This is a genomic window from Clavibacter michiganensis, assembly GCF_002151125.1.
GTDB lineage: Bacteria > Actinomycetota > Actinomycetes > Actinomycetales > Microbacteriaceae > Clavibacter > Clavibacter michiganensis_C.
In genome coordinates, this window is record NZ_MDJZ01000018.1 from 1 (window position 1) to 19,398 (window position 19,398).

Sequence of the window (19,398 nt, forward strand, 5' to 3'; positions counted from 1 at the left end):
GAATATGCCCGGCCCCGCGGACCGCACCCGGGCCGCCGCGCACTGGACCGCCGAGCGCCGCGCCGCCGCCCTGGCGGCCAGCCCCGCGACGGCGTCGGCGGTCGCCTCGTCCGCGGTCGCCTCCCCGCAGTCCACCGGCGACGGCTCCCCGGCCTCGTCGCCCGTCCCGCACCCCGACCAGCCGTTCGTCGGCGTCCTCTTCTACGTCGACGGGGGACGCGACCGCGCCTGCACGGCGAGCGTCGTGTCCACGCCCGACGGCGACGCCATCGCGACCGCCGCCCACTGCCTGGTCGACCGGCGGACGCACGCCGCCTCCACCCTCGCGACCTTCGTGCCCGGCGCGCAGGGTGCGACCGCCCCGCACGACATCTGGCCGGTCCGGATCTCGGCGGTCTCCGCCGCGTGGACGGCCACCGGCCGCGCCTCCGACGACGCCGGCTTCGCGCGCGTGAGCGGTCCGGCCGGCGAGGTGCTCGGCGCGGAGGTCGGCGCCGCGGAGCCCGTGTTCGGCAGCACCCTGGTGCCGGTGACCGGGCCCGCGCCGCGGCTGGCCATCCTCGGGTACCCGGCCGCCGGATCCGCGACCGCCGCGCTCGAGGCTTGCGCGGGCCGTCCGCAGCACGACACGGGCGGCCAGACGTCCCTGCCGTGCGCGCTGGGCACGGGCGCCGCGGGATCCCCGGTCGTCACGGCCGCGGGCGAGCAGCGGGCGGTCGTCGCGCGTCCCTCCGCGGGGCGCGGCGTGCTCCTCGCGACGTGGGGCGCCGACGCCGAGCGCGCGCTCGCCTCGCTGCACGGGCGGTAGCGGTCGCCCGGGCGGCGGTCCGGTGTCCGGCGGGCGCCGGTCTCGGACCGTTGCCTGGGGATCGCCTTTCGTGCACGAAGGAGTTGCGCGGGCGCGAGCATACTGAACCGGTGACCATCGACCTCCCTCCCATCAGCCGCTCCTACATCAGCCGCCCGTACCCGCTCGGCGCGACCGTCGTCGCCCGCGACGGCGGCCTGCCCAGCGGCCTCAACGTCGCCGTGTACTCCGAGACCGCCGAGGCGGTGGAGGTGTGCGTCTTCGACGACGACGGCACCGAGTCCCGCACGCGCCTCTCCGAGCGCACCGGCCACGTGTTCCACGGCCTCGTAGAGGGCGCCGGCATCGGCACCCGCTACGGCCTCCGCGTCCACGGCGAGTGGGATCCCGCCCGCGGCCTCCGCCACAACCCCGCCAAGCTCCTCCTCGACCCCTACGCGATCGCCATCGAGGGCCACCCCACCTGGGGCGAGGACGTCTTCGCGCACACCTTCGCGGATCCGTCCGCCATCAACGAGGCCGACTCCGCCGCCTCCATGCCCCGCTCCGTCGTCGCGGACCGCCGCTTCGACTGGGAGGACGACGAGGCCCCGCGCACGGCGTCGGACGAGACCGTCATCTACGAGGTCCACGTCAAGGGCTTCACCGAGCGGATGGAGTCCGTGCCCGAGGAGATCCGCGGCACGTACGCGGGCCTCGCGCACCCCAGCGCCATCGAGTACCTCACCGACCTCGGCATCACGAGCGTCGAGCTCCTGCCGGTGCACCACTTCATGCAGGACTCGCACCTCGAGGAGAAGGGCCTCCGCAACTACTGGGGCTACAACTCCATCGGCTTCCTCGCGCCGTACTCCGACTACAGCTCCGCGGGCGACGGCGGGCAGCAGGTCGCCGAGTTCAAGGAGATGGTGAAGGCGCTGCACGCCGCCGGCCTCGAGGTGATCCTCGACGTGGTCTACAACCACACCGCCGAAGGCAACCACATGGGCCCGTCGCTGTCGCTCAAGGGCATCGACAACGCCTCCTACTACCGGCTCGTCGAGGGCGACGAGGCGTCGTACTTCGACACCACCGGCACCGGCAACAGCCTGAACGTCGGCCACCCGGCCGCGCTCGCGCTGATCATGGACTCGCTCCGCTACTGGGTCGAGGAGATGCACGTCGACGGCTTCCGCTTCGACCTCGCCACGACGCTCACGCGCCAGGACGGCGACGCGGAGATCCACAGCGCGTTCCTCACCCTCATCCACCAGGACCCGGTGCTCGCGCCCGTGAAGATGATCGCCGAGCCGTGGGACACCGCCGGGTACCAGGTCGGCGGCTTCCCCGCGGACTGGTCGGAGTGGAACGGGAAGTTCCGCGACGACGTGCGCGACTTCTGGCACAGCGGGCAGAACGTGCTCGGGGCGCTGGCCCAGCGGATCACCGGCAGCCCGGACGTGTACGAGTCCGGCCGCCGCTCGCCGCTGTGCAGCGTGAACTTCATCACGGCGCACGACGGCTTCACGCTCGCGGACCTCACCTCGTACGACGAGAAGCACAACGAGGCCAACGGCGAGGACAACAACGACGGCGAGAGCGACAACCGCTCCTCCAACGCCGGAGTCGAGGGCCCGACGGACGACCCCGAGGTCAACGCGATCCGCGACCGCCAGCGCCGCAACATGCTCGGCACGCTGCTGCTGTCGTCGGGCATCCCGATGGTGCTCGGCGGCGACGAGATCGCGCGCACGCAGGGCGGCAACAACAACGCCTACTGCCAGGACGACGAGATCTCCTGGTTCGACTGGGAGAACGCGGACCGCGAGCTGCAGGACTTCACGCGGAAGCTGATCCGCCTGCGCCGCGGCAACCGGGCGCTGCGTCCCATCTGGTTCCGCGGCGACGACGTCGAGGGCGCCGAGGAGGCCGTGCGCTTCATCCGTGCCGACGGCGCGACGCTGGCGCCGGAGGACTGGACGGACCCGAACGCGTTCAGCATCGGCGTGATCATGAAGGGGGCGGACAGCGACGCGTTCTTCGTCGCGTTCAACGCGGCCGAGGGTCCCGTGGAGTTCCAGCTGCCCGAGGGGCTCGGCGTCTCGTGGCACCTCGCCATCTCGTCCGACTCCGAGCAGAACGTGACCGAGGACGCGACGAGCATCCTCGTTCGCGACCGCTCGTTCACCGTGCTGCGGGCCGCGCGCTCCTAGCCGCACGGCGAGATCGACCGACGCGCCCCCGGGAGACCGGGGGCGCGTCGTCGCGTCCGGGGGTGCGGCCGGGCGGGCGTACCGTGGGAACGCCCCGTTTCCGCTCGCGGGGAGATCGGACCCCGTGTGACGTCATCGCCCTCCCCGCGGCCGCCGTCGACCCGGAGCCTCGACCTCGAGGCCGCGATGCGCGCGAGCGTCGGGCTGCTCGTGCCGCTGGTGGTGCTGCTCGCGATCGACCGCCTGGACCTCGCGCTCTACGCGTCGTTCGGCGCGTTCACCGGGCTCTACGGACGGAACGAGCGGTACCGGCTCCGGCTCGCGAGCGTCGGCGCGGGAGCGGCGATGATGCTCGTCGCGATCTCGACCGGCGTGCTGCTGTCGCTCGCCGACGCGCCGCTCGCGTTCGAGGCCGTGGGGCTCGTCGTGGTGCTGGGCGGGGCGTCGCTCGTGTCGACGGCGATGAGCCTGGTGCCGCCGCATCCGCTGTTCCCCGTGTTCGGGCTGGTGGTGTGCGCGGCCGTGCCGGTGGATCCGGCGCAGGCGCGCGACGCGCTCGTGACCGCCGTTGCCGCGATCCTGTTCTCGGCGGGCGTCTGCATGTCGGGCTGGCTGCTCCGCCGCTGGACGCCCGACGCGCACGCGCACCGCTTCCGCGCGCTCCCGCGGATCCCCGTGCGCGACGCCGCCGTGCACCGCGACCCCGCCGCGTGGACGGCCGTGGTCGCGAACGTCGTCGGGGCGCTCGTCGCCGGCGCGATCGCGGTGGCGCTCGGGCTCGGGCACCACTACTGGGCGGTCGTGACGCTCGTCGCCGTGCTGCCGGTGGTGCGCGGGCCGCTGTCGTTCACGCGCGTGGCGCACCGGGTGCTGGGGACGCTGGCCGGGTCGGTGGTGGCCGCGGGGATCCTCGCGCTGCACCTGCCCGCGGCGGCCGTGATCGCGGTGGCCGTGGCCTGCCAGTTCGCGGCCGAGCTCGCGGTCGGGAGGCACTACGGGCTGGCGCTCGTCTTCATCACGCCGCTCGCGCTCGTGATGGGGAGCCTCGGCCGGGCGCTGCCCGTGCTGCCGCTCGTGACGGACCGGGTGGTCGACACGGTCGTGGGCGCAGGCGTCGGCGTGGTCGTGATCCTCGTGCTGCGGGCGCGCGCGGCCGGGCGTCGGCGGAGGCCCGTCGCGGACTAGCCGAGGGGCGTGGCGCTCCAGCCGTAGATGCGGCCGTTCGCGCCGAAGACGTTCCAGCCGTCGGCGCAGGTGACCGTCGCGGGGTCGATCTCCGGCGGCCACCAGGTGTCCTCGATGGTCGGCATCTGCAGGTCGGTGCACCCGCCGGGGGCGGGCGCGGCCTGCCCGGTCTGGACGGCGACGATGGCGCCCTCCTTCGCCTCCGACTTGGTGCGGATGAGGGTGCCGTCCTCCGGGATCCACGTCGGCATCGACCCGCCGAGCGCCTCCTGGGCCTCCGCCGTGGTGGCGTAGATGGCGGTCGAGGGCGTCTCGAACTGCGACTGGACCCCGCATCCGGACAGGAGCACCGCGCTCGCGATGGCGGCCAGGACGGTCAGGGTCGGTCGATGCATCCCCCTAGTGTGCCTCGTCAGCGACGACGGCGGATGCGGATGGGCCCGCGGGCGGTGGAGGGATCGACGACCGACCCCTTCTGGGTGATCTCCACCTCGCCCGCGTCCACGAGCCGCCGGGCCGCGCGGCGGGCCGGCTCCATGAGCTCGCGCCAGCCGTCGGGCGACTCGGCGCGCGCCGCCTCGGACGGGCAGATGGTGGCGCCGCCCGCACGGTGGGCGAGGAGGTCGAGGATCCGCCGCTCGAGCGCCGCGTCGACGTCGGTGACGCCACGGCGCCGGCACGCGTCGCTGCAGTAGCGGACCTGGTCCCAGTCCCGCTCCCACTTGCGCCGCCACTCGATGGTGCGACCGCACGAGACGCAGGTCTTGGGCTCGGGGACCCGATCGCTCGTCGTCGATGCCCGGTGCGCCATCCCTCCAGCATGCTCCGCGGGGCCGGGCATCGGGCGGGCGCACGGCGCGCCGTTCGAAAACCCGTCGCGAGCGGGGATTTCCCGACGGCGGGTGCGATACTGCCCCCACGGGGCGGGTTCCCGGTGCGGGCGATCAGCGGTCCGAGCGACCGCCGCCCCCGCGGCCCGCATCTCCCAAGGAGCACCCCCTGCATCTCCTCTCCGTCTTCAGCCTCCGCAACCGGGCGCTGATCGCGCTCATCACGATCGTCATCGGGGTGTTCGGCGGCATCGCGCTGACGACGCTCAAGCAGGAGCTCATCCCGTCGGTGTCGTTCCCGCAGCTCGCGGTCGTCACGGCCTACCCGGGGGCGTCGCCCACGGTCGTCGACTCCGACGTGTCGACGCCCATCGAGCGCGCGATCCAGGCGGTGCCGGGACTGGAGTCCTCCACCGCGACCTCGCGCACCGACTCGTCCGTCATCTCCGCGTCGTTCACGTACGGCACCGACCTCGCGACGGCCGAGCAGAAGATCGACCAGGCCATCAACCGGATCCGCACCACTCTGCCCGACGGCATCGACCCCGTGGTGATCGCGGGCAGCATCGACGACCTGCCGGTGATCCAGATCGCCGTCACGAGCGACCTCAGCCCCGAGGAGCTCACGGCCGCGCTCGAGCGCTCGGCGCTGTCGGACATCCGCCAGCTCGAGGGCGTGCGCGACGCGAGCCTGCTCGGGACCGTGGGGCAGCGCGTGGTCATCACGCCGGATCCCGCCGAGGTGCAGGCCGCCGGCCTCAGCAACCAGGCGATCCGCGACGCGCTCGACGCCAACGGCTCGCTGCTGCCCGCGGGCTCGGTGACCGAGGACGGCACCACGCTGTCCGTCCAGTCGGGCACGCGCCTCGGATCCACCGACGACCTCGCCGCTCTGCCGCTCCTGGGCGCGGCGGGCGGGCGCGAGCTGACCATCGGCGACGTCGCCACGGTCGAGCTCGGCCAGGACCCGACCACCGGCATCTCGCGCGTCGACGGCCAGCCGTCGCTCACCATCGCCGTCACCAAGACGCCGGCGGGCAACACGGTCGACGTGTCGCAGCTCGTCACCCAGCTCCTGCCGCAGCTGTCGGAGGACCTCGGGAACGGCACGGAGTTCACCGTCGTCTTCGACCAGGCGCCCTTCATCGAGCAGTCGATCTCGAGCCTCACCACCGAGGGCCTGCTCGGCCTCGTCTTCGCGGTGCTCGTGATCCTCGTGTTCCTGCTGTCGATCCGGTCCACCATCGTGACCGCGATCTCGATCCCCGCGTCCGTGCTCATCACCTTCATCGGCATGCTCGCCTCGGGCTACTCGCTCAACATCATCACGCTCGGCGCGCTCACGATCTCCGTCGGGCGCGTGGTCGACGACTCGATCGTGGTGATCGAGAACATCAAGCGGCACCTGTCGTTCACGGCGGACCGGATGACGGCGATCCAGGCGGCCGTGCGCGAGGTCGCGGGCGCCGTCACCGCGTCGACCGCCACGACCGTCGCCGTGTTCGTGCCGATCGCGCTCGTCGGCGACATCACGGGGGAGCTGTTCCGGCCCTTCGCGCTCACGGTGACCATCGCGCTCGCCGCGTCGCTGTTCGTCTCGCTGACGATCGTGCCCGTGCTCGCGTACTGGTTCCTGCGGCCGGAGGGGGAGTCGCGCCGGGCCCGCCGCAAGGCCGCCGCGTCCGCGTCGGCCGAGACCGAGCGGGCGCGCACGGGCGCGCACGCCGCGGGCGCCGGACCCGTCGACGACCGGAAGGTCACCGGCCGCCGGGCCCGCGGATCCCACGCGGCCCACGACGGGGGCGAGGGGATCGGCACGCCCACGGGCCTCCAGCGCGGCTACCTGCCCGTCCTCGCCTGGACCCTGAAGCACTCGGCGGTCACGCTGATCCTCGCGATCCTCGTGCTCGGCGGCACGGTCGCGCTCATCCCGAGCATGAAGACCAACTTCCTGGGCGACAGCGGGCAGAACACGCTCACCGTCTCGCAGCAGCTGCCGAGCGACACGAGCCTCGAGGCGCAGGACACGGCCGCGACGCAGGTCGAGCAGGCGCTCATCGGCGTCGAGGGCGTCGACACGGTGCAGACCTCGATCGGCTCCGACAGCACGTCGCTCACCTCGGCCTTCGGGGGCGGCGGCGGGATCACGTTCGCGCTCACCACCGACGCGGACGCCGACCAGGACGCCATCCGCGAGCGCGTGCGCTCCGCGGTCGACGGCCTCACCGACGTGGGCGAGGTGTCGCTCGCGGCGGCGTCCGGCGGGTTCTCCTCGAGCGACATCGAGGTGCAGATCACCGCGAACGACGCCGACGACCTGAAGGCCTCGGCCGACGCGATCCTCGCCGCCGTGCAGGACATCCCGTCCATCGAGCAGGCCACGAGCAACCTCTCCGAGACGCAGCCGTACATCGCGGTGAACGTCGACCGGGCGAGGGCCGCGGCCGCGGGGCTCAGCGAGCAGGCCGTGGGCGGCATCGTGACCGCGAGCCGGCTGCCGGCCGCGGTCGGCCAGGTCGTCATCGACGAGAAGACGCTGTCCATCTACATCCAGGACCCCGACGCCGCGCAGAGCCTGCAGGGGCTGCGCGACTTCCGGATCCCGACCGCGCGCGGCCTCGTGCCGCTCAGCGACCTCGCGACCGTCGAGGTCACCGAAGGCCCCGCCAGCGTCACGACCACGGGCGGCTTCCGCAGCGCCACCGTGAGCGCGACGCCGGGCAGCGACGACGTGGGCTTCGCGTCGTCCGAGGTGTCGCAGGCGGTCGCCGACGTGCAGCTCCCGGCCGGCGCGCAGGCGTCGCTCGGCGGCGTCGCGTCGCAGCAGTCCGACGCGTTCGGGCAGCTCGGGCTCGCGGTGCTGGCGGCGATCCTGATCGTCTACATCATCATGGTGGCGACGTTCCGCAGCCTCATCCAGCCGCTCGTGCTGCTCGTCTCGGTGCCGTTCGCGGCGACCGGCGCGGTGCTGCTGCAGGTCGTGACGGGGATCCCGCTGGGCGTCGCCTCGATCATCGGCCTGCTGATGCTCGTGGGCATCGTGGTGACCAACGCGATCGTGCTCATCGACCTCGTGAACCAGTACCGGACGCGCGGGATGGAGCTGCGCGACGCGATCCTGCAGGGCGCGGGGCGCAGGCTCCGGCCCATCCTCATGACGGCGCTCGCGACGATCTTCGCGCTGCTGCCGCTCGCGGTCGGGCTCACGGGGCACGGCGGGTTCATCTCGCAGCCGCTCGCCATCGTCGTGATCGGCGGCCTGCTGTCGTCGACGGTGCTCACGCTGCTCGTGCTGCCGTCGCTGTACTCGCTCGTGGAGCGCGCCGGGCTGCGGATCCGGGCGCGGGGCGAGCGGCGCCGGGCCGAGCGCGGGCTGCCGACGGGCGAGTCCGCGCCGACGTCGGAGGCCGGCACGGCGGGCTGATCCCGTCTCCCGACCCCGCCCGGGGGCGCCGCGTGGCGCGCCCGGGCGAGGTCGTGCCCTGGTGCCCGGGGGCGTCGTCCGGTAGTGTTCTCCAGTCGGCTCTTGACACCGCTACCGGACCATCCATCCGGGCGGATGGATTTGTCAGTCAGGTGGGCCGGTTTCCCCCTCTCGTTCCGCAGAGGGGTACGTCACGCGATGACACGGCCCCCGGTCGACGACTGCCCGGGTTGAGAGCAGCTCTGCGCACCCTGATCCTGTAGCGCGCTGCTTCGCACATGAGCATTGTCATGCACTCGAGCAGAACGAGGAATCCCTCATGCCCTACAACAACGACTCCCCGCGCGGCGCCAAGCGCGCCCCCGCGGGATCCCGCAGCCCGAACCACCGCGGCTACAACTCCGAGCCCGCGCCCAAGAAGCAGCGCTGGAACGCCGACGAGCGCGCCCAGCGCTCCGGCCAGGACGACCGCCCCCAGCGCGGCGGCGCAGCGCGCCCCGCGCGCGGCGGCGACCGCCCCAACTGGGAGCCCCGCGCCGAGCGCCCCGCCGGTCGCGGCGAGCGTCCCGCGTACGGCGACCGTCCCAACCGCGCCGGCCAGCGCCCTGAGCGCGGCGATGCCCGCCCGCAGCGCGGCGAGCGCCCCTCCTACGGCGGCGGGAACGACCGCGGCCAGCGCAGCGAGCGTCCCTCGTACGGTGCCGAGCGCGGCCAGCGCTCCGAGCGCCCGTCCTACGGCAACGCGCGTCCCGACCGAGGCGGCGAGCGCTCCGAGCGCCCCGCGTACAACGACCGCGCGCCGCGCAACGACCGGCCGTCGTACGGGAACGACCGTCCGCAGCGGTCGGAGCGTCCGTCGTACAACGACCGTCCGGCCCGTTCGGAGCGTCCGTCGTACAACGACCGCGCCGAGCGTCCGTCGTACGGCGACCGCGGCCAGCGAGCCGAGCGTCCCGCGTACAACGACCGCCCGGCTCGCACCGAGCGCCCGGCATACAACGACCGTCCCGCTCGCACCGAGCGCCCGTCGTACAACGACCGGAACGCCCGCACGGAGCGCCCGTCGTACACCGACCGGAGCGCTCGCACCGAGCGTCCCTCGTACAACGACCGCCCGGCTCGCGCCGAGCGTCCGTCCTACGGCGACCGCCCGCAGCGGTCCGAGCGTCCGTCGTACGGCGACCGCCCGCAGCGCTCGGAGCGTCCGTCCTACGGTGACCGCCCCCAGCGCAACGAGCGCCCGTCCTACGACGACGCCCGCCCCAAGCGCGACAGCGACTTCTACCCGAGCAAGGAGGGCGCCCCACGTCACGCTCCCGCCGAGGACGTCGTGCTCGAGCGCCTCGAGGCCCAGGCCACCACGGCCAAGGACGTCGACGGCGTGACCTTCGCGGCCCTCGGCCTCGGCCAGAACATCGTCCGCGTGCTCGAGGAGCTGGGCGCGGCGAGCCCGTTCCCGATCCAGGCCGCCACGATCCCCGACGTGCTCGCGGGTCGCGACGTGCTCGGCCGCGGCCGCACCGGATCCGGCAAGACCATCGCCTTCGGCGCGCCCCTCGTGGAGCGCCTGCTCGAGAACGACGGCGCGAAGAACCGCAAGATGGGCCGCAAGCCCCGCGCGCTGATCCTCGCCCCGACGCGCGAGCTCGCCATGCAGATCGACCGCACGGTGCAGCCCATCGCCCGCTCGGTCGGCCTGTTCACCACCACGATCTTCGGCGGCGTGCCGCAGTTCAAGCAGGTGGGTGCGCTGCAGCGCGGCGTCGACATCCTCATCGCGACCCCCGGCCGCCTCGAGGACCTCATCGACCAGGGCCGCCTCGACCTCTCCGAGATCGTCGTGACCGTCCTCGACGAGGCCGATCACATGTGCGACCTCGGCTTCCTCGAGCCCGTGCAGCGGATCCTCCGCCAGGTGAAGAAGGACGGCCAGCGCCTGCTCTTCTCCGCCACGCTCGACAAGGGCGTCGCGACGCTCGTCAACGAGTTCCTGCCGTCGCCCAGCGTCCACGAGGTCGCGGGCGAGGACCAGGCGTCGTCGACCATCGACCACCGCGTGCTCCTCATCGAGCAGCGGGACAAGGCCGCGATCATCGAGCAGCTCAGCTCGGGCGAGGGCAAGACGCTGATCTTCGCCCGCACCCGCGCGTTCGCCGAGCAGCTCGCCGACCAGCTCGAGGACGCCGGCATCCCCGCCACGTCGCTGCACGGCGACCTCAACCAGGCGCGCCGCACGCGCAACCTGCAGCTCCTCACGAGCGGCAAGGTCCGCGTCCTCGTCGCGACCGACGTCGCCGCCCGCGGCATCCACGTCGACGACATCGGGCTGGTCATCCAGGCCGACGCGCCGGACGAGTACAAGAGCTACCTCCACCGCGCCGGCCGCACGGGCCGCGCGGGCAAGCAGGGCACCGTCGTGACGCTGATCACGAAGGCCCGCCGCCGTCGCATGGACGACCTCCTGGGTCGCGCCGAGATCAAGGCGACCACGGTCATGGCCGCCGCCGGCGACCGCGTCATCGCGGACCTCGCGCGCGCCTAGCGCCCACGCACGACCCGACGGCCGTCCCACCCCTCGCGGGTGGGGCCGCCGTCGTCGTACCGGCCGGCCGGGCTGGCATCCTCGATGCCGTGCCCGACCGGATCCGCCTGCTGAGGCTCGACGACGCCCCCGCCCTCTCCGACCTGCGCCTCCGGAGCCGTGCGTCCCTCGCGCCGTGGGAGCCGATCCGGGACGCGGACCACGACACCCCGGCCGGCCAGCGCGCCGACCTCGAGGCGGCGCTCGCGCAGCACGCACGCGGGCTGGGCGTGCCGCTCGCCATCCTCGACGACGACGGAGGCGTGGCCGGCCGGATCAACCTGAACACCATCGTCCGGGGCGCGGCGCAGTCGTGCTCCGTGGGGTACTGGCTCGCGGCGGACCGCACCGGCCGCGGGCTCGCCACCCAGGCCGTGCGCCAGACGGTGGATCTCGCGTTCGGCGACCTCGGGCTGCACCGGGTGGAGGCCGGCACGCTCCTCCACAACGCCGCGTCGCAGGCCGTCCTCGCCCGCGCGGGCTTCACCCGCTACGGGCTCGCGCCCCGCTACCTGCGCATCGCGGGGGAGTGGCAGGACCATGCGCTGTTCCAGCGGCTGGCGGACGACCCGGTCGGCTGAGCGCGGCCGTCCCTCGATACGCTCGACCGCATGCTGATCCGCCCCGCCGTCGATGCCGACTGGCCCCTGATCCACCCCTTCTATCGCGCGATCGTCGACGCCGGCCGCACCTACGCGCTCCCGGCCGGGCAGTCGCTCGAGGAGGCGCGGCTGGACTGGATGGCGGAGGCGCCGGGTCGCACCTTCGTGGCGGTGGACGACGACGGCACGGTCCTCGGATCCGCGAAGGCCGGGCCCAACCGCCCCGGCCGCGGGGCGCACGTCGCCACCGGATCCTTCCTCGTGGATCCCGCGCACGCCGGCCGCGGCATCGGCCGCGCGCTGGGCGAGCACGTGATCGCGTGGGCGCGCGCGGAGGGCTACCGCGCGATCCAGTTCAACGCCGTCGTCGAGACGAACCGCGCCGCCGTGCACCTGTGGGAGTCGCTCGGGTTCCGGATCATCGGCACGGTGCCCGAGGCCTTCGACGACGCGGAGGAGGGGCTCGTCGGGCTGCACGTGATGCACCTGCCGCTGCGCTGATCCGCGACCGCCGCTCCCCATCGCGGCCCAGACCCTATTTCCTATAGGATCTGGATCCCGGGCATCCGGGACCCGACGACCGCGATGGAGCAGCATGCCGGACACACCCGCGACCCACCCCGCCCCGGCGTTCACTGCCGAGGACTGGCCCATCGCCACCTGCCTGCACTCCTTCGCCACCGTCGGCCGCGACGGGACCGCGCTGCACGACGCGGATCCGGCCGTCTGGGACCGCATGTTCGCCGACATCGCGCGCGAGGGCTTCACGCTCGCCGAGCTCGCCGACAGCCACGTCCGCCCGGCCGACCTCGAGCCCTCCCGCCGCGACGAGCTCGTCTCCATCGCGCGGGGCCACGGCGTGGGGATCCCGTCGGTGCACCTGCAGCGGCAGAGCGTGATCATGCCGGGCCACGAGGAGAAGAACCTCGCCTACGCGCACCGCACCATCGACGCGATCGCCGAGATGGGCATGGACGTCTTCTCCACCGGGCTGCACCAGCCGTTCAGCGACGCGCAGCGGAAGGCGCTGTGGTTCTGGACCGCCGAGGGCCCGAAGGACCCCGACGACCCCGAGGTGTGGGACGCCGCCGTCACGCGCCTCCGCGAGCTCGGCCGGCACGCCGCCCAGCTCGGCCTGCGCATGGCGCTCGAGATGTACGAGGACACCTACCTCGGCACCGCGGACAGCGCCGTGCGGCTCGTGGAGGAGATCGGCCTCGACAACGTCGGCCTCAACCCGGACGTCGCGAACCTCATCCGCCTGCACCGCCCGGTCGAGAGCTGGCGCGAGCTGTACGCGAAGACGCTGCCGTACGCGAACTACTGGCACGTGAAGAACTACATGCGCGACGAGGCCGCCGACGGCAGCTGGGCGACCAGCGTGCCCACGACCATGAGGGCCGGCCTCATCGACTACCGGCAGGTGATCCGCGACGCGGTCGAGCTCGGCTTCGACGGGATCATCCTCACCGAGCAGTACGGCGGCGACAGCCTCGGCGTCTGCGCGGAGAACCGCGACTACATCCGCACGCTGCTGCCGCAGACGCGCGACGCACAGGGAGAGGCATCATGAACGCACGCAGCATCGCCATCGTCGGATCCGGCTACATGGGCGGCGGCATCGCGCAGGTGCTCGCGCTCGCGGGCGCGCGCGTGCGCATCGCCGACATCTCGGAGGAGATCGCCGTCCAGAACCACGCGCGCCTCATCGCCGAGGCCGAGCGGTTCGTCGCGGACGGGCTGTTCCCCGCCGACGCCGTGGAGCGGATCCGCGCGGCCGTGACGCCCGCCGCGTCCATCGAGGAGGCCGTCGCCGACGCCGACTTCATCGAGGAGGCAGTGCCCGAGAAGCTCGAGATCAAGCACGCGACGCTCGCGCGGATCTCGGCGGCAGCGCGTCCCGACGCGGTCATCGGATCCAACACCTCCACCATCCTCATCGGCTCGCTCGCCGAGGCCGTCACGAACCCCGAGCGGTTCCTCGGCGTGCACTTCTCGAACCCGGCGCCGTTCATCCCGGGCGTGGAGCTGATCCCGCACGCCGGCACCCAGGAGTCCGCGATCGCGATGGCCGAGGAGATCGTCGCGGCTACGGGCAAGGAGACCGCGCGCGTCACGGACTCCACCGGCTTCGTGCTCAACCGCCTGCAGTACGCGCTCTTCCACGAGGCGACGCAGATCGTGGAGGAGGGCATCGCGACCCCCGAGGACATCGACACGATCGTCCGCACCACGTTCGGCTTCCGCCTCCCGGTGTTCGGCCCGTTCGCGATCGCCGACATGGCCGGCCTCGACGTCTACGCCTTCTGCTACGCATCGCTGCAGACCCGCTGGCCCGAGCGCTTCGCGACCCCGGCGTCGCTCCAGGCGCACGTGGACGCGGGGGAGTACGGCACCAAGACCGGATCCGGCTACCTCGACGTGCCGGCCGAGCGCACCGAGGCGCTCGTCGCGTACCGCAACAAGGCGTACGTGGCGATCAAGCAGCTGATGGACGATCTGGGGCCGGCGCCGATCTAGGCCGCGGCGCCCACCTGACGGCGCCCGCCCCGCAGGGCCAGGGCGTCGGCCGTCCGCCGATGAGCCTAGGGTCGACGCATGAAGCGCATCACGTTCAGCGGCGGGTCCATCGTGACCAGCGACGCCATCACCAAGGCGCTCCTCGACTACACGACCTCGGTCGCCGACGCGGAGAACAGCGTCACCGTCGACATCACCGTCCTCGAGATGAACGGGGACACGTCCGTCCACACCCTCCTGCTCAGCCCCGCCAGCCAGTTCGACGTGGCCGACGTCGGCGGCATCTCGGACAAGGAGTCCGACCGGTTCCCCGTGCCGGACCTCCCCCCGGTCGGCATCTCCGCAGGGGTCGAGGTCGGGCCCGAGGCCGCCGACCGCGCCGCGGAGATCGACAGGATCATGGCCGACATCGACGAGGCGGAGCGGGACTGACCATGGGCAAGCTCATCTACGGCACCCCGTCGATCGCCGTCGACTTCGACGACCGCGTGCTCGCGCACCTCAAGGTCGTCATCCTCGCCAAGCTCCGTCGCGCGGAGAGCTTCGCGTTCTCCTGGGACTACACGGTCGCCGCGGGGAGCGGCAACACCACCGTCTGGATGCACCCGACGATCCCGCTGCAGTTCGACTTCCTCGGCGGGCGGCCGCCGGAGCTCAACCGGCTCTGGGTGGAGGCGCTCGTCACGCTCGCGAACTCCCCGTCGGGGCTGCGCGTCATCCCGGAGCCCCGCCCCGGCGGCTGACCCCGTCCCCCTCCCCTCCGACGTCGAGCGGGAACGCGCGGGGATCCGGGCCCTCAGACCGAGCGGGCCCCCGGCTCGGGCGCCGGCGGGCTCGCGTCGGGGTAGTGGAACTCGACCCCGATGCCGCCCACGTCCCCGGACCAGACCATGTCCTGCCCGCGCCGCCGCAGCGGATCGCTGAGGAGCTGCACGTCGTCGGCCAGCCCGATGTCGGCGATCCAGGCCTCCACGATCTCCTGGCGGCGCTCCACGGCGTACCCGTCGGCGTCGCCGAGGAAGTGGAGGTATTCGCCCTCGCCGATGTGCCAGGCGAGGGGCAGCAGCCCGCGTCGGGCGCCCTCGTCGTTCCAGGCGACGGCGACGATGAGCTCCACGTCGAGCCGGGTCATCGACCGGCGGCGGATGTGGCGTTCGGGGCCTGCGGGCATGTCGTCCCCTGACAGGTGCGGTGACGGGCGGAGGGCCGTCGCCGCGGTGGCGGCGACGGGGCGTTCGATGGGAACCCGGCACGCGCACGGGGGATGGGGGGTCACCGCGTGCCGGGTCCCGCTCCACGCGGGCCTCTTCGGGTCGGCCGAACGGGAGATCCAGGGCATCAGCGCCTCTCCGGATGCCGACGGTGCGCCCGCGTGGCGGCCGTCGCCGACACGAGCGGGGCATCCGTGGATGCCGCGCGCCGGGGCGGGGGAGGTCGTCGAGTGCATGCGGTCCGTCTTCCGAGGCGGCCGCATCGGGAGACGGCATGCGATGGCATGCGCGTCGGGTCGATGCGGCGTCTTCCCCGGGCCGTGTCGGAACCCGGGGCAGGCCGACCGGCGACTCGTGGTCGTGGTCTGGCCATGCGCTGCGGGGACTGGGCAGTGGAGCTGTGCTGATGTTCGGGGACAACCTATTACATGGACCTGACAAGCGCCAGGGGCAATCTCGAGGCGCTCCGGTGCGATACGGTCGGCGTCATACGGCGGGCACCTGGACCTCGCGCTCCCGTCTCCCCATCGACGCACATCAGAGGATCCACGCACATGCCCCGAACACCATCCCCGCGGATCAGGAGCGCTCGTGCCTGAGCGGCGCCGCTACCGCGACGCGCTGCTCGCCCTCGAGGAGGCGACCGGGAGGGACGCCGACTTGTGCTCGCCGTTCGTGGTCGCCCTCGGGATGACCGGCGCCGCGGTCTCCACCCTCGGGCCGCCGCTCGGGTCGGAGACGATCTGCGCATCGGACGCCGACGCCGCGCGCCTCGACGAGATCCAGCTGGACCTCGGCGAGGGCCCCTGCTGGGAGGCGCTCGCCTCCGGGCAGCCGGTCCTCGAGCCCGACGTGCAGGGGTCCGCGAGCACATCGTGGCCGCTCGCCCGCCAGGCCATGCACGAGACGGGGCTCGGCGCGGTCTTCGCCTTCCCCCTCGTCGTCGCGGGCGTCGACGTGGGCGCCGTCGACCTGTACTCGGACACCCCCCGCGACCTCTCGACCCAGCAGATCGACGACGCCACGAGCCTGTCCCGCGTCCTCGCCCGCCAGGTCCTCCGGCGTGCGCTCCTGTCGCTCACGTCGCCGGCGGAGGAGGATGCTGGGGCGTGGGACGGACGGTACTCCCGCAGGGAGCTGCACCAGGCGACGGGTATGGTCATCGCGCAGATGGGACTCTCGGCCGCCGATGCGCTGCTGGTCCTGCGCGGGCACGCCTTCGCCACCAACCGGCCCGTCCGCGACGTCGCGAACGACGTCGTCGAGCGGCGACTCGACTTCACCACCGCGCACTGACCATCGCCCACCCGGACATGAGGACCGAGGAACACACATGACGAACACCCGAGAGGAGCTCCTCGTCCGTGCCTTCGTCACGCTCGCGGACTCCATGGTCTCCGACTACGACATGATCGACCTGCTCCAGACGCTCGTCGACCAGGCCACCGATCTCTTCGACGCCGCGGCCTCCGGGATCATCCTGGGCCCGGATGCCGAGCGCCTCGAGGTGGTGGTCTCGACCAGCGAGCGGAGCCGCTTCGTCGGCCTCATGCAGCTGCGCGCCGGCGAGGGGCCCTGCGTCGAGGCCGTCACGTCGGGCGAGGTCGTGTCCGTCGTCAACACGGGCGAGATCGCGGACAGGTGGCCGGCGTTCGCCGCCGCCGCCGCCGGCGAGGGCTACGTGTCCGTGCACGCGATCCCCCTGCGGCTGCGCGGCCAGATGCTCGGCTCGCTCAACCTCTTCCGCAACCACGAGGGAGCGCTCAACGAGGCGGACGCCACCGCGGCGCAGGCCCTCGCCGACGTGGCGACGATCAGCGTGCTGCAGGAGCGCACCATCCGCGACAGCAACATGGTGCGCGACCAGCTGCACCGAGCCCTGGACAGCCGCGTGGTCATCGAGCAGGCGAAGGGCATCATCGCGCAGCTGCACGGCGTGGACATGGACGAGGCGTTCCAGATGCTCCGCGGCCACGCCCGCGAGCGACGCGTGACCCTCGCCGTCGTCTCGACGGAGGTCGTGCAGGGCCGCGACACGCGCACCCTCGTGAGGTCCGCCCGCGCCAGCCGCTAGGCCGTCGAGGCGATCAGCCGTCGCAGCAGGGCGCGATCCTCGGACGTCGTGCCGCTCTGCTCGCGGACCCGGTCGCCGATCTCCCGCAGGCGCGGGAGGTGGGTCCGTCCCCGGTCGGTCAGGTCGAGGACGCCCCATGCGGCGCCGCGTCCGTCGTGCTCCTCCTGCACGAGTCCGGAGGCGAGCGAGGGGACGAGCGCGTCCTCCATCGTGCGCGCCGAGAGCAGGAGCCGCGCACGGAGGGCGGAGCGCCGTGTCGCCCCGGCCTCGAGCGCGACCAGGACGAGCTGCTGGCAGTAGGTCAGGCCGAGCGGCTCGAGCAGCCGCTCGTGCAGGGTGACGACGGCCCGTCTGCTCAGCGCGGAGGCCCCGAGCCGGGACGGTGGCGGCGTCGTGAGGCCGGGCGCGATCACAGCCGAGCCGCGCGATCGAGGGCCGGCTCCGAGGACGAGGGCTCGTGGACCAGGTGCAGCCCCGCGGTCGTGTTCGCCGTCGCGACCAGGAGCTCCACCCACTGCGGGTTGAGCGTCGGCTTCCGGTTGCCGGCGAAGCGGAAGCGCAGGGGCAGCTCGGGGGCGAGCCACACGGAGCTCCGGCCGCTGCCGTCGGCGCGATCCTCGATCCAGGAGAACGGGAAGCTCTCCTTGCGCCGGAGCTTGCTGAAGATGACCACCTGCAGGTGCGCGAGCGGTCGGTCGTCGATGTCGATGTGCGTCGTGGTGTCGTAGATCAGCTGTCCCATGATGGGCCCCTCATGCGTCGTGTGCAGCGGGGTGGCCCCGCCGCGTGGTCGCGAGATCACGATGCGGTGCGGGGGCGGACCCCCGGCGGACGCATGATGCGATCGAGCAGCTCGGGGATCTGGGAGCTCATTACGAGTGTATGGGTGCCGCGTCGCCGACGCGACCCCGGCTTCGCGTCCCTCGACCGCCCGATGTCAATGCCACCCCCCGGAGCGGTGGGCGCGCCTACGTTCGAGGCATGAAGCATGTGACGTACGCGGCGAGGACCCTGCTGGTGGGCGACGAGATGGCGGACGTCATGATGGAGTGGTCGGCCGCGTTGGCGGCGGACGGCGCCGCGGAGGCGCTGACCGTCGTCGCGATCGGCCGTGACGGCGACGACGTCGTCGCCACGTTCCAGCTGGGCGCCGGCTCCCCGGTCATGGTCGGGACGAGCGCGACCACGCTGCCCGAGCCCGACAACGCCGGGGTCGTGGCTCGGCTGCGCGCGCTCCTCGACCGCCGGGCGACGCCGCGTCCCATCGTCTCGGAGCCGCCGAGGGCCGACGCCGACGAGATGCCGGAGTGACGCGGACCGCTCGGCGGGCGGCGGGCGGCGGGCGGTGGGACCCCCGCATCCTGCAGATCGGTCGCGAGGGTCGCGCCCGCGACACCGCTCCTCCGGCCCGGAGTCAACCCCCACGGCATATTTAGGGCACAATTCGTTAGCGCGCGAATTAGCGCCTAGCGTGAGCCTCGGCACAGCGCATGGCACCCCACGTCGCGGCCCCATCCCTGAGGAGGAGCACATGAGCAACACGACCCCCACCCGCACGACCCGCCTGTCCACCGAGACCAAGGCGTCGTTCAAGACCACCGAGTTCTTCGCCTACATCGCGATCCTCATCGGCATCTTCGTCGCGTCCGCGATGGTCGACAACGGCGACGACGGCCAGGGCTTCGGCGCGGACCACGCGTGGCTCTACGCCACGATCCTCACCGTCGGCTACATGGTCAGCCGCGGCATCGCCAAGTCCGGCAGCCGCGAGCACTACGACCGCGACGTCGACGGCGACCGTCGCTAGGACGTCCGCACCGCGCCTCCCCGGCGCGGACAGCACGAAGGCCCCCCGCGTCGCGGGGGGCCTTCGTGCGTCCGAGGCGTCAGCCGGAGGGGTTCTCGACCGGCTTGTCCTCGGCGTCGGTGCCGGTCTCCGGGTCCACCTCCGCGGGATCCGTCGGCTCGTCG

Annotated in this window: 20 protein-coding genes; 15 read left to right on the top strand and 5 right to left on the bottom strand. The window is 73.0% G+C overall.

The genetic code is table 11. The annotated features are described in order from the left end of the window. The 3 genes from BFL37_RS14195 to BFL37_RS14205 all read left to right on the top strand — a co-directional run. Nucleotides 1-808: trypsin-like serine peptidase (locus BFL37_RS14195; protein WP_143331617.1), on the top strand; the 808-nt coding region annotated here is incomplete at its 5' end. A 110-nt stretch (nucleotides 809-918) separates the two neighbouring features. Further along, nucleotides 919-3,000 carry a glycogen debranching protein GlgX gene (gene glgX / locus BFL37_RS14200; RefSeq protein ID WP_086515754.1) on the top strand — a complete coding sequence of 694 codons (2,082 nt, stop codon included), beginning with the start codon at nucleotides 919-921 and terminating at the stop codon, nucleotides 2,998-3,000. 126 nt (nucleotides 3,001-3,126) lie between these two features. Continuing rightward, nucleotides 3,127-4,185, top strand: coding sequence for an FUSC family protein (locus BFL37_RS14205; protein WP_086515755.1), 1,059 nt, complete (start codon nucleotides 3,127-3,129; stop codon nucleotides 4,183-4,185). On the opposite strand, the gene BFL37_RS14210 is transcribed toward BFL37_RS14205, so the two are convergent. Then, nucleotides 4,182-4,580 (bottom strand): hypothetical protein, encoded by a 399-nt coding sequence (locus BFL37_RS14210; RefSeq protein WP_086515756.1) that lies wholly within the window; start codon nucleotides 4,578-4,580, stop codon nucleotides 4,182-4,184. The genes BFL37_RS14205 and BFL37_RS14210 overlap by 4 nt on opposite strands. A gap of 17 nt (nucleotides 4,581-4,597) precedes the next feature. Further along, on the bottom strand, nucleotides 4,598-4,996 hold the full coding sequence (locus BFL37_RS14215; protein WP_086515757.1) for a DUF2256 and DUF3253 domain-containing protein: 399 nt from the start codon (nucleotides 4,994-4,996) through the stop codon (nucleotides 4,598-4,600). A 188-nt stretch (nucleotides 4,997-5,184) separates the two neighbouring features. Between BFL37_RS14215 and BFL37_RS14220 the strand changes: the two genes are divergently transcribed. The 8 genes from BFL37_RS14220 (at nucleotide 5,185) to BFL37_RS14255 (ending at nucleotide 14,885) form a co-directional block, all read left to right on the top strand. Next, entirely contained in the window at nucleotides 5,185-8,439 is a 3,255-nt protein-coding gene (locus BFL37_RS14220; RefSeq protein ID WP_086515799.1) for an efflux RND transporter permease subunit, read from the top strand. Between the two features lie 319 nt (nucleotides 8,440-8,758). Further along, entirely contained in the window at nucleotides 8,759-10,981 is a 2,223-nt protein-coding gene (locus BFL37_RS14225) for a DEAD/DEAH box helicase (RefSeq protein ID WP_086515758.1), read from the top strand. A gap of 89 nt (nucleotides 10,982-11,070) precedes the next feature. Next, complete coding sequence (locus BFL37_RS14230; protein WP_241534103.1) at nucleotides 11,071-11,601, top strand: GNAT family N-acetyltransferase; 531 nt, start codon at nucleotides 11,071-11,073, stop codon at nucleotides 11,599-11,601. Nucleotides 11,602-11,631: 30 nt separating this feature from the next. Continuing rightward, entirely contained in the window at nucleotides 11,632-12,123 is a 492-nt protein-coding gene (locus BFL37_RS14235) for a GNAT family N-acetyltransferase (protein ID WP_086515759.1), read from the top strand. A gap of 94 nt (nucleotides 12,124-12,217) precedes the next feature. Further along, nucleotides 12,218-13,195, top strand: a complete 978-nt coding sequence (locus BFL37_RS14240; protein WP_086515760.1) for a sugar phosphate isomerase/epimerase family protein — start codon at nucleotides 12,218-12,220, stop codon at nucleotides 13,193-13,195. Continuing rightward, entirely contained in the window at nucleotides 13,192-14,142 is a 951-nt protein-coding gene (locus BFL37_RS14245) for a 3-hydroxyacyl-CoA dehydrogenase family protein (RefSeq protein ID WP_086515761.1), read from the top strand. Before BFL37_RS14240 ends, BFL37_RS14245 begins: the two co-directional genes overlap by 4 nt. A gap of 78 nt (nucleotides 14,143-14,220) precedes the next feature. After that, complete coding sequence (locus BFL37_RS14250; RefSeq protein ID WP_086515762.1) at nucleotides 14,221-14,574, top strand: hypothetical protein; 354 nt, start codon at nucleotides 14,221-14,223, stop codon at nucleotides 14,572-14,574. Between the two features lie 2 nt (nucleotides 14,575-14,576). Further along, the gene (locus tag BFL37_RS14255; RefSeq protein WP_086515763.1) at nucleotides 14,577-14,885 is read left to right on the top strand and encodes an ATP-dependent DNA ligase; all 309 of its coding nucleotides are present in this window, start codon (nucleotides 14,577-14,579) and stop codon (nucleotides 14,883-14,885) included. Nucleotides 14,886-14,938: 53 nt separating this feature from the next. On the opposite strand, the gene BFL37_RS14260 is transcribed toward BFL37_RS14255, so the two are convergent. Further along, nucleotides 14,939-15,313, bottom strand: a complete 375-nt coding sequence (locus tag BFL37_RS14260) for a hypothetical protein (RefSeq protein WP_086515764.1) — start codon at nucleotides 15,311-15,313, stop codon at nucleotides 14,939-14,941. A gap of 631 nt (nucleotides 15,314-15,944) precedes the next feature. Here BFL37_RS14260 and BFL37_RS14265 point away from each other — a divergent pair. Both BFL37_RS14265 and BFL37_RS14270 read left to right on the top strand, forming a co-directional pair. After that, nucleotides 15,945-16,649: a GAF and ANTAR domain-containing protein gene (locus BFL37_RS14265; protein ID WP_086515765.1), complete on the top strand. Its 705-nt coding sequence runs from the start codon at nucleotides 15,945-15,947 to the stop codon at nucleotides 16,647-16,649. Nucleotides 16,650-16,686: 37 nt separating this feature from the next. Next, nucleotides 16,687-17,427, top strand: coding sequence for a GAF and ANTAR domain-containing protein (locus tag BFL37_RS14270; RefSeq protein WP_086515766.1), 741 nt, complete (start codon nucleotides 16,687-16,689; stop codon nucleotides 17,425-17,427). Here BFL37_RS14270 and BFL37_RS14275 read toward each other — a convergent pair. Continuing rightward, nucleotides 17,424-17,840, bottom strand: a complete 417-nt coding sequence (locus tag BFL37_RS14275; protein WP_086515767.1) for a hypothetical protein — start codon at nucleotides 17,838-17,840, stop codon at nucleotides 17,424-17,426. The genes BFL37_RS14270 and BFL37_RS14275 overlap by 4 nt on opposite strands. Then, on the bottom strand, nucleotides 17,837-18,169 hold the full coding sequence (locus BFL37_RS14280) for an ATP-dependent DNA ligase (RefSeq protein ID WP_086515768.1): 333 nt from the start codon (nucleotides 18,167-18,169) through the stop codon (nucleotides 17,837-17,839). Before BFL37_RS14280 ends, BFL37_RS14275 begins: the two co-directional genes overlap by 4 nt. A gap of 239 nt (nucleotides 18,170-18,408) precedes the next feature. Here BFL37_RS14280 and BFL37_RS14285 point away from each other — a divergent pair, with 239 nt between their 5' ends. Both BFL37_RS14285 and BFL37_RS14290 read left to right on the top strand, forming a co-directional pair. Beyond that, nucleotides 18,409-18,738, top strand: a complete 330-nt coding sequence (locus BFL37_RS14285) for a hypothetical protein (protein ID WP_143331618.1) — start codon at nucleotides 18,409-18,411, stop codon at nucleotides 18,736-18,738. Between the two features lie 220 nt (nucleotides 18,739-18,958). Further along, the gene (locus BFL37_RS14290) at nucleotides 18,959-19,234 is read left to right on the top strand and encodes a hypothetical protein (protein WP_086515770.1); all 276 of its coding nucleotides are present in this window, start codon (nucleotides 18,959-18,961) and stop codon (nucleotides 19,232-19,234) included. Nucleotides 19,235-19,398: the final 164 nt, after the last annotated feature.

Excerpts from the sequence above, each read along its gene's own strand:
- BFL37_RS14270 (WP_086515766.1), top strand. The coding sequence starts at position 16,687 with ATGACGAACACCCGAGAGGAGCTCCTCGTCCGTGCCTTCGTCACGCTC.
- BFL37_RS14285 (WP_143331618.1), top strand. The coding sequence starts at position 18,409 with ATGAAGCATGTGACGTACGCGGCGAGGACCCTGCTGGTGGGCGACGAG.
- BFL37_RS14260 (WP_086515764.1), bottom strand. The coding sequence starts at position 15,313 with ATGCCCGCAGGCCCCGAACGCCACATCCGCCGCCGGTCGATGACCCGG.
- BFL37_RS14215 (WP_086515757.1), bottom strand. The coding sequence starts at position 4,996 with ATGGCGCACCGGGCATCGACGACGAGCGATCGGGTCCCCGAGCCCAAG.
- BFL37_RS14225 (WP_086515758.1), top strand. The coding sequence starts at position 8,759 with ATGCCCTACAACAACGACTCCCCGCGCGGCGCCAAGCGCGCCCCCGCG.
- BFL37_RS14245 (WP_086515761.1), top strand. The coding sequence starts at position 13,192 with ATGAACGCACGCAGCATCGCCATCGTCGGATCCGGCTACATGGGCGGC.
- BFL37_RS14255 (WP_086515763.1), top strand. The coding sequence starts at position 14,577 with ATGGGCAAGCTCATCTACGGCACCCCGTCGATCGCCGTCGACTTCGAC.
- BFL37_RS14250 (WP_086515762.1), top strand. The coding sequence starts at position 14,221 with ATGAAGCGCATCACGTTCAGCGGCGGGTCCATCGTGACCAGCGACGCC.
- BFL37_RS14210 (WP_086515756.1), bottom strand. The coding sequence starts at position 4,580 with ATGCATCGACCGACCCTGACCGTCCTGGCCGCCATCGCGAGCGCGGTG.
- BFL37_RS14290 (WP_086515770.1), top strand. The coding sequence starts at position 18,959 with ATGAGCAACACGACCCCCACCCGCACGACCCGCCTGTCCACCGAGACC.
- BFL37_RS14240 (WP_086515760.1), top strand. The coding sequence starts at position 12,218 with ATGCCGGACACACCCGCGACCCACCCCGCCCCGGCGTTCACTGCCGAG.
- BFL37_RS14235 (WP_086515759.1), top strand. The coding sequence starts at position 11,632 with ATGCTGATCCGCCCCGCCGTCGATGCCGACTGGCCCCTGATCCACCCC.
- BFL37_RS14280 (WP_086515768.1), bottom strand. The coding sequence starts at position 18,169 with ATGGGACAGCTGATCTACGACACCACGACGCACATCGACATCGACGAC.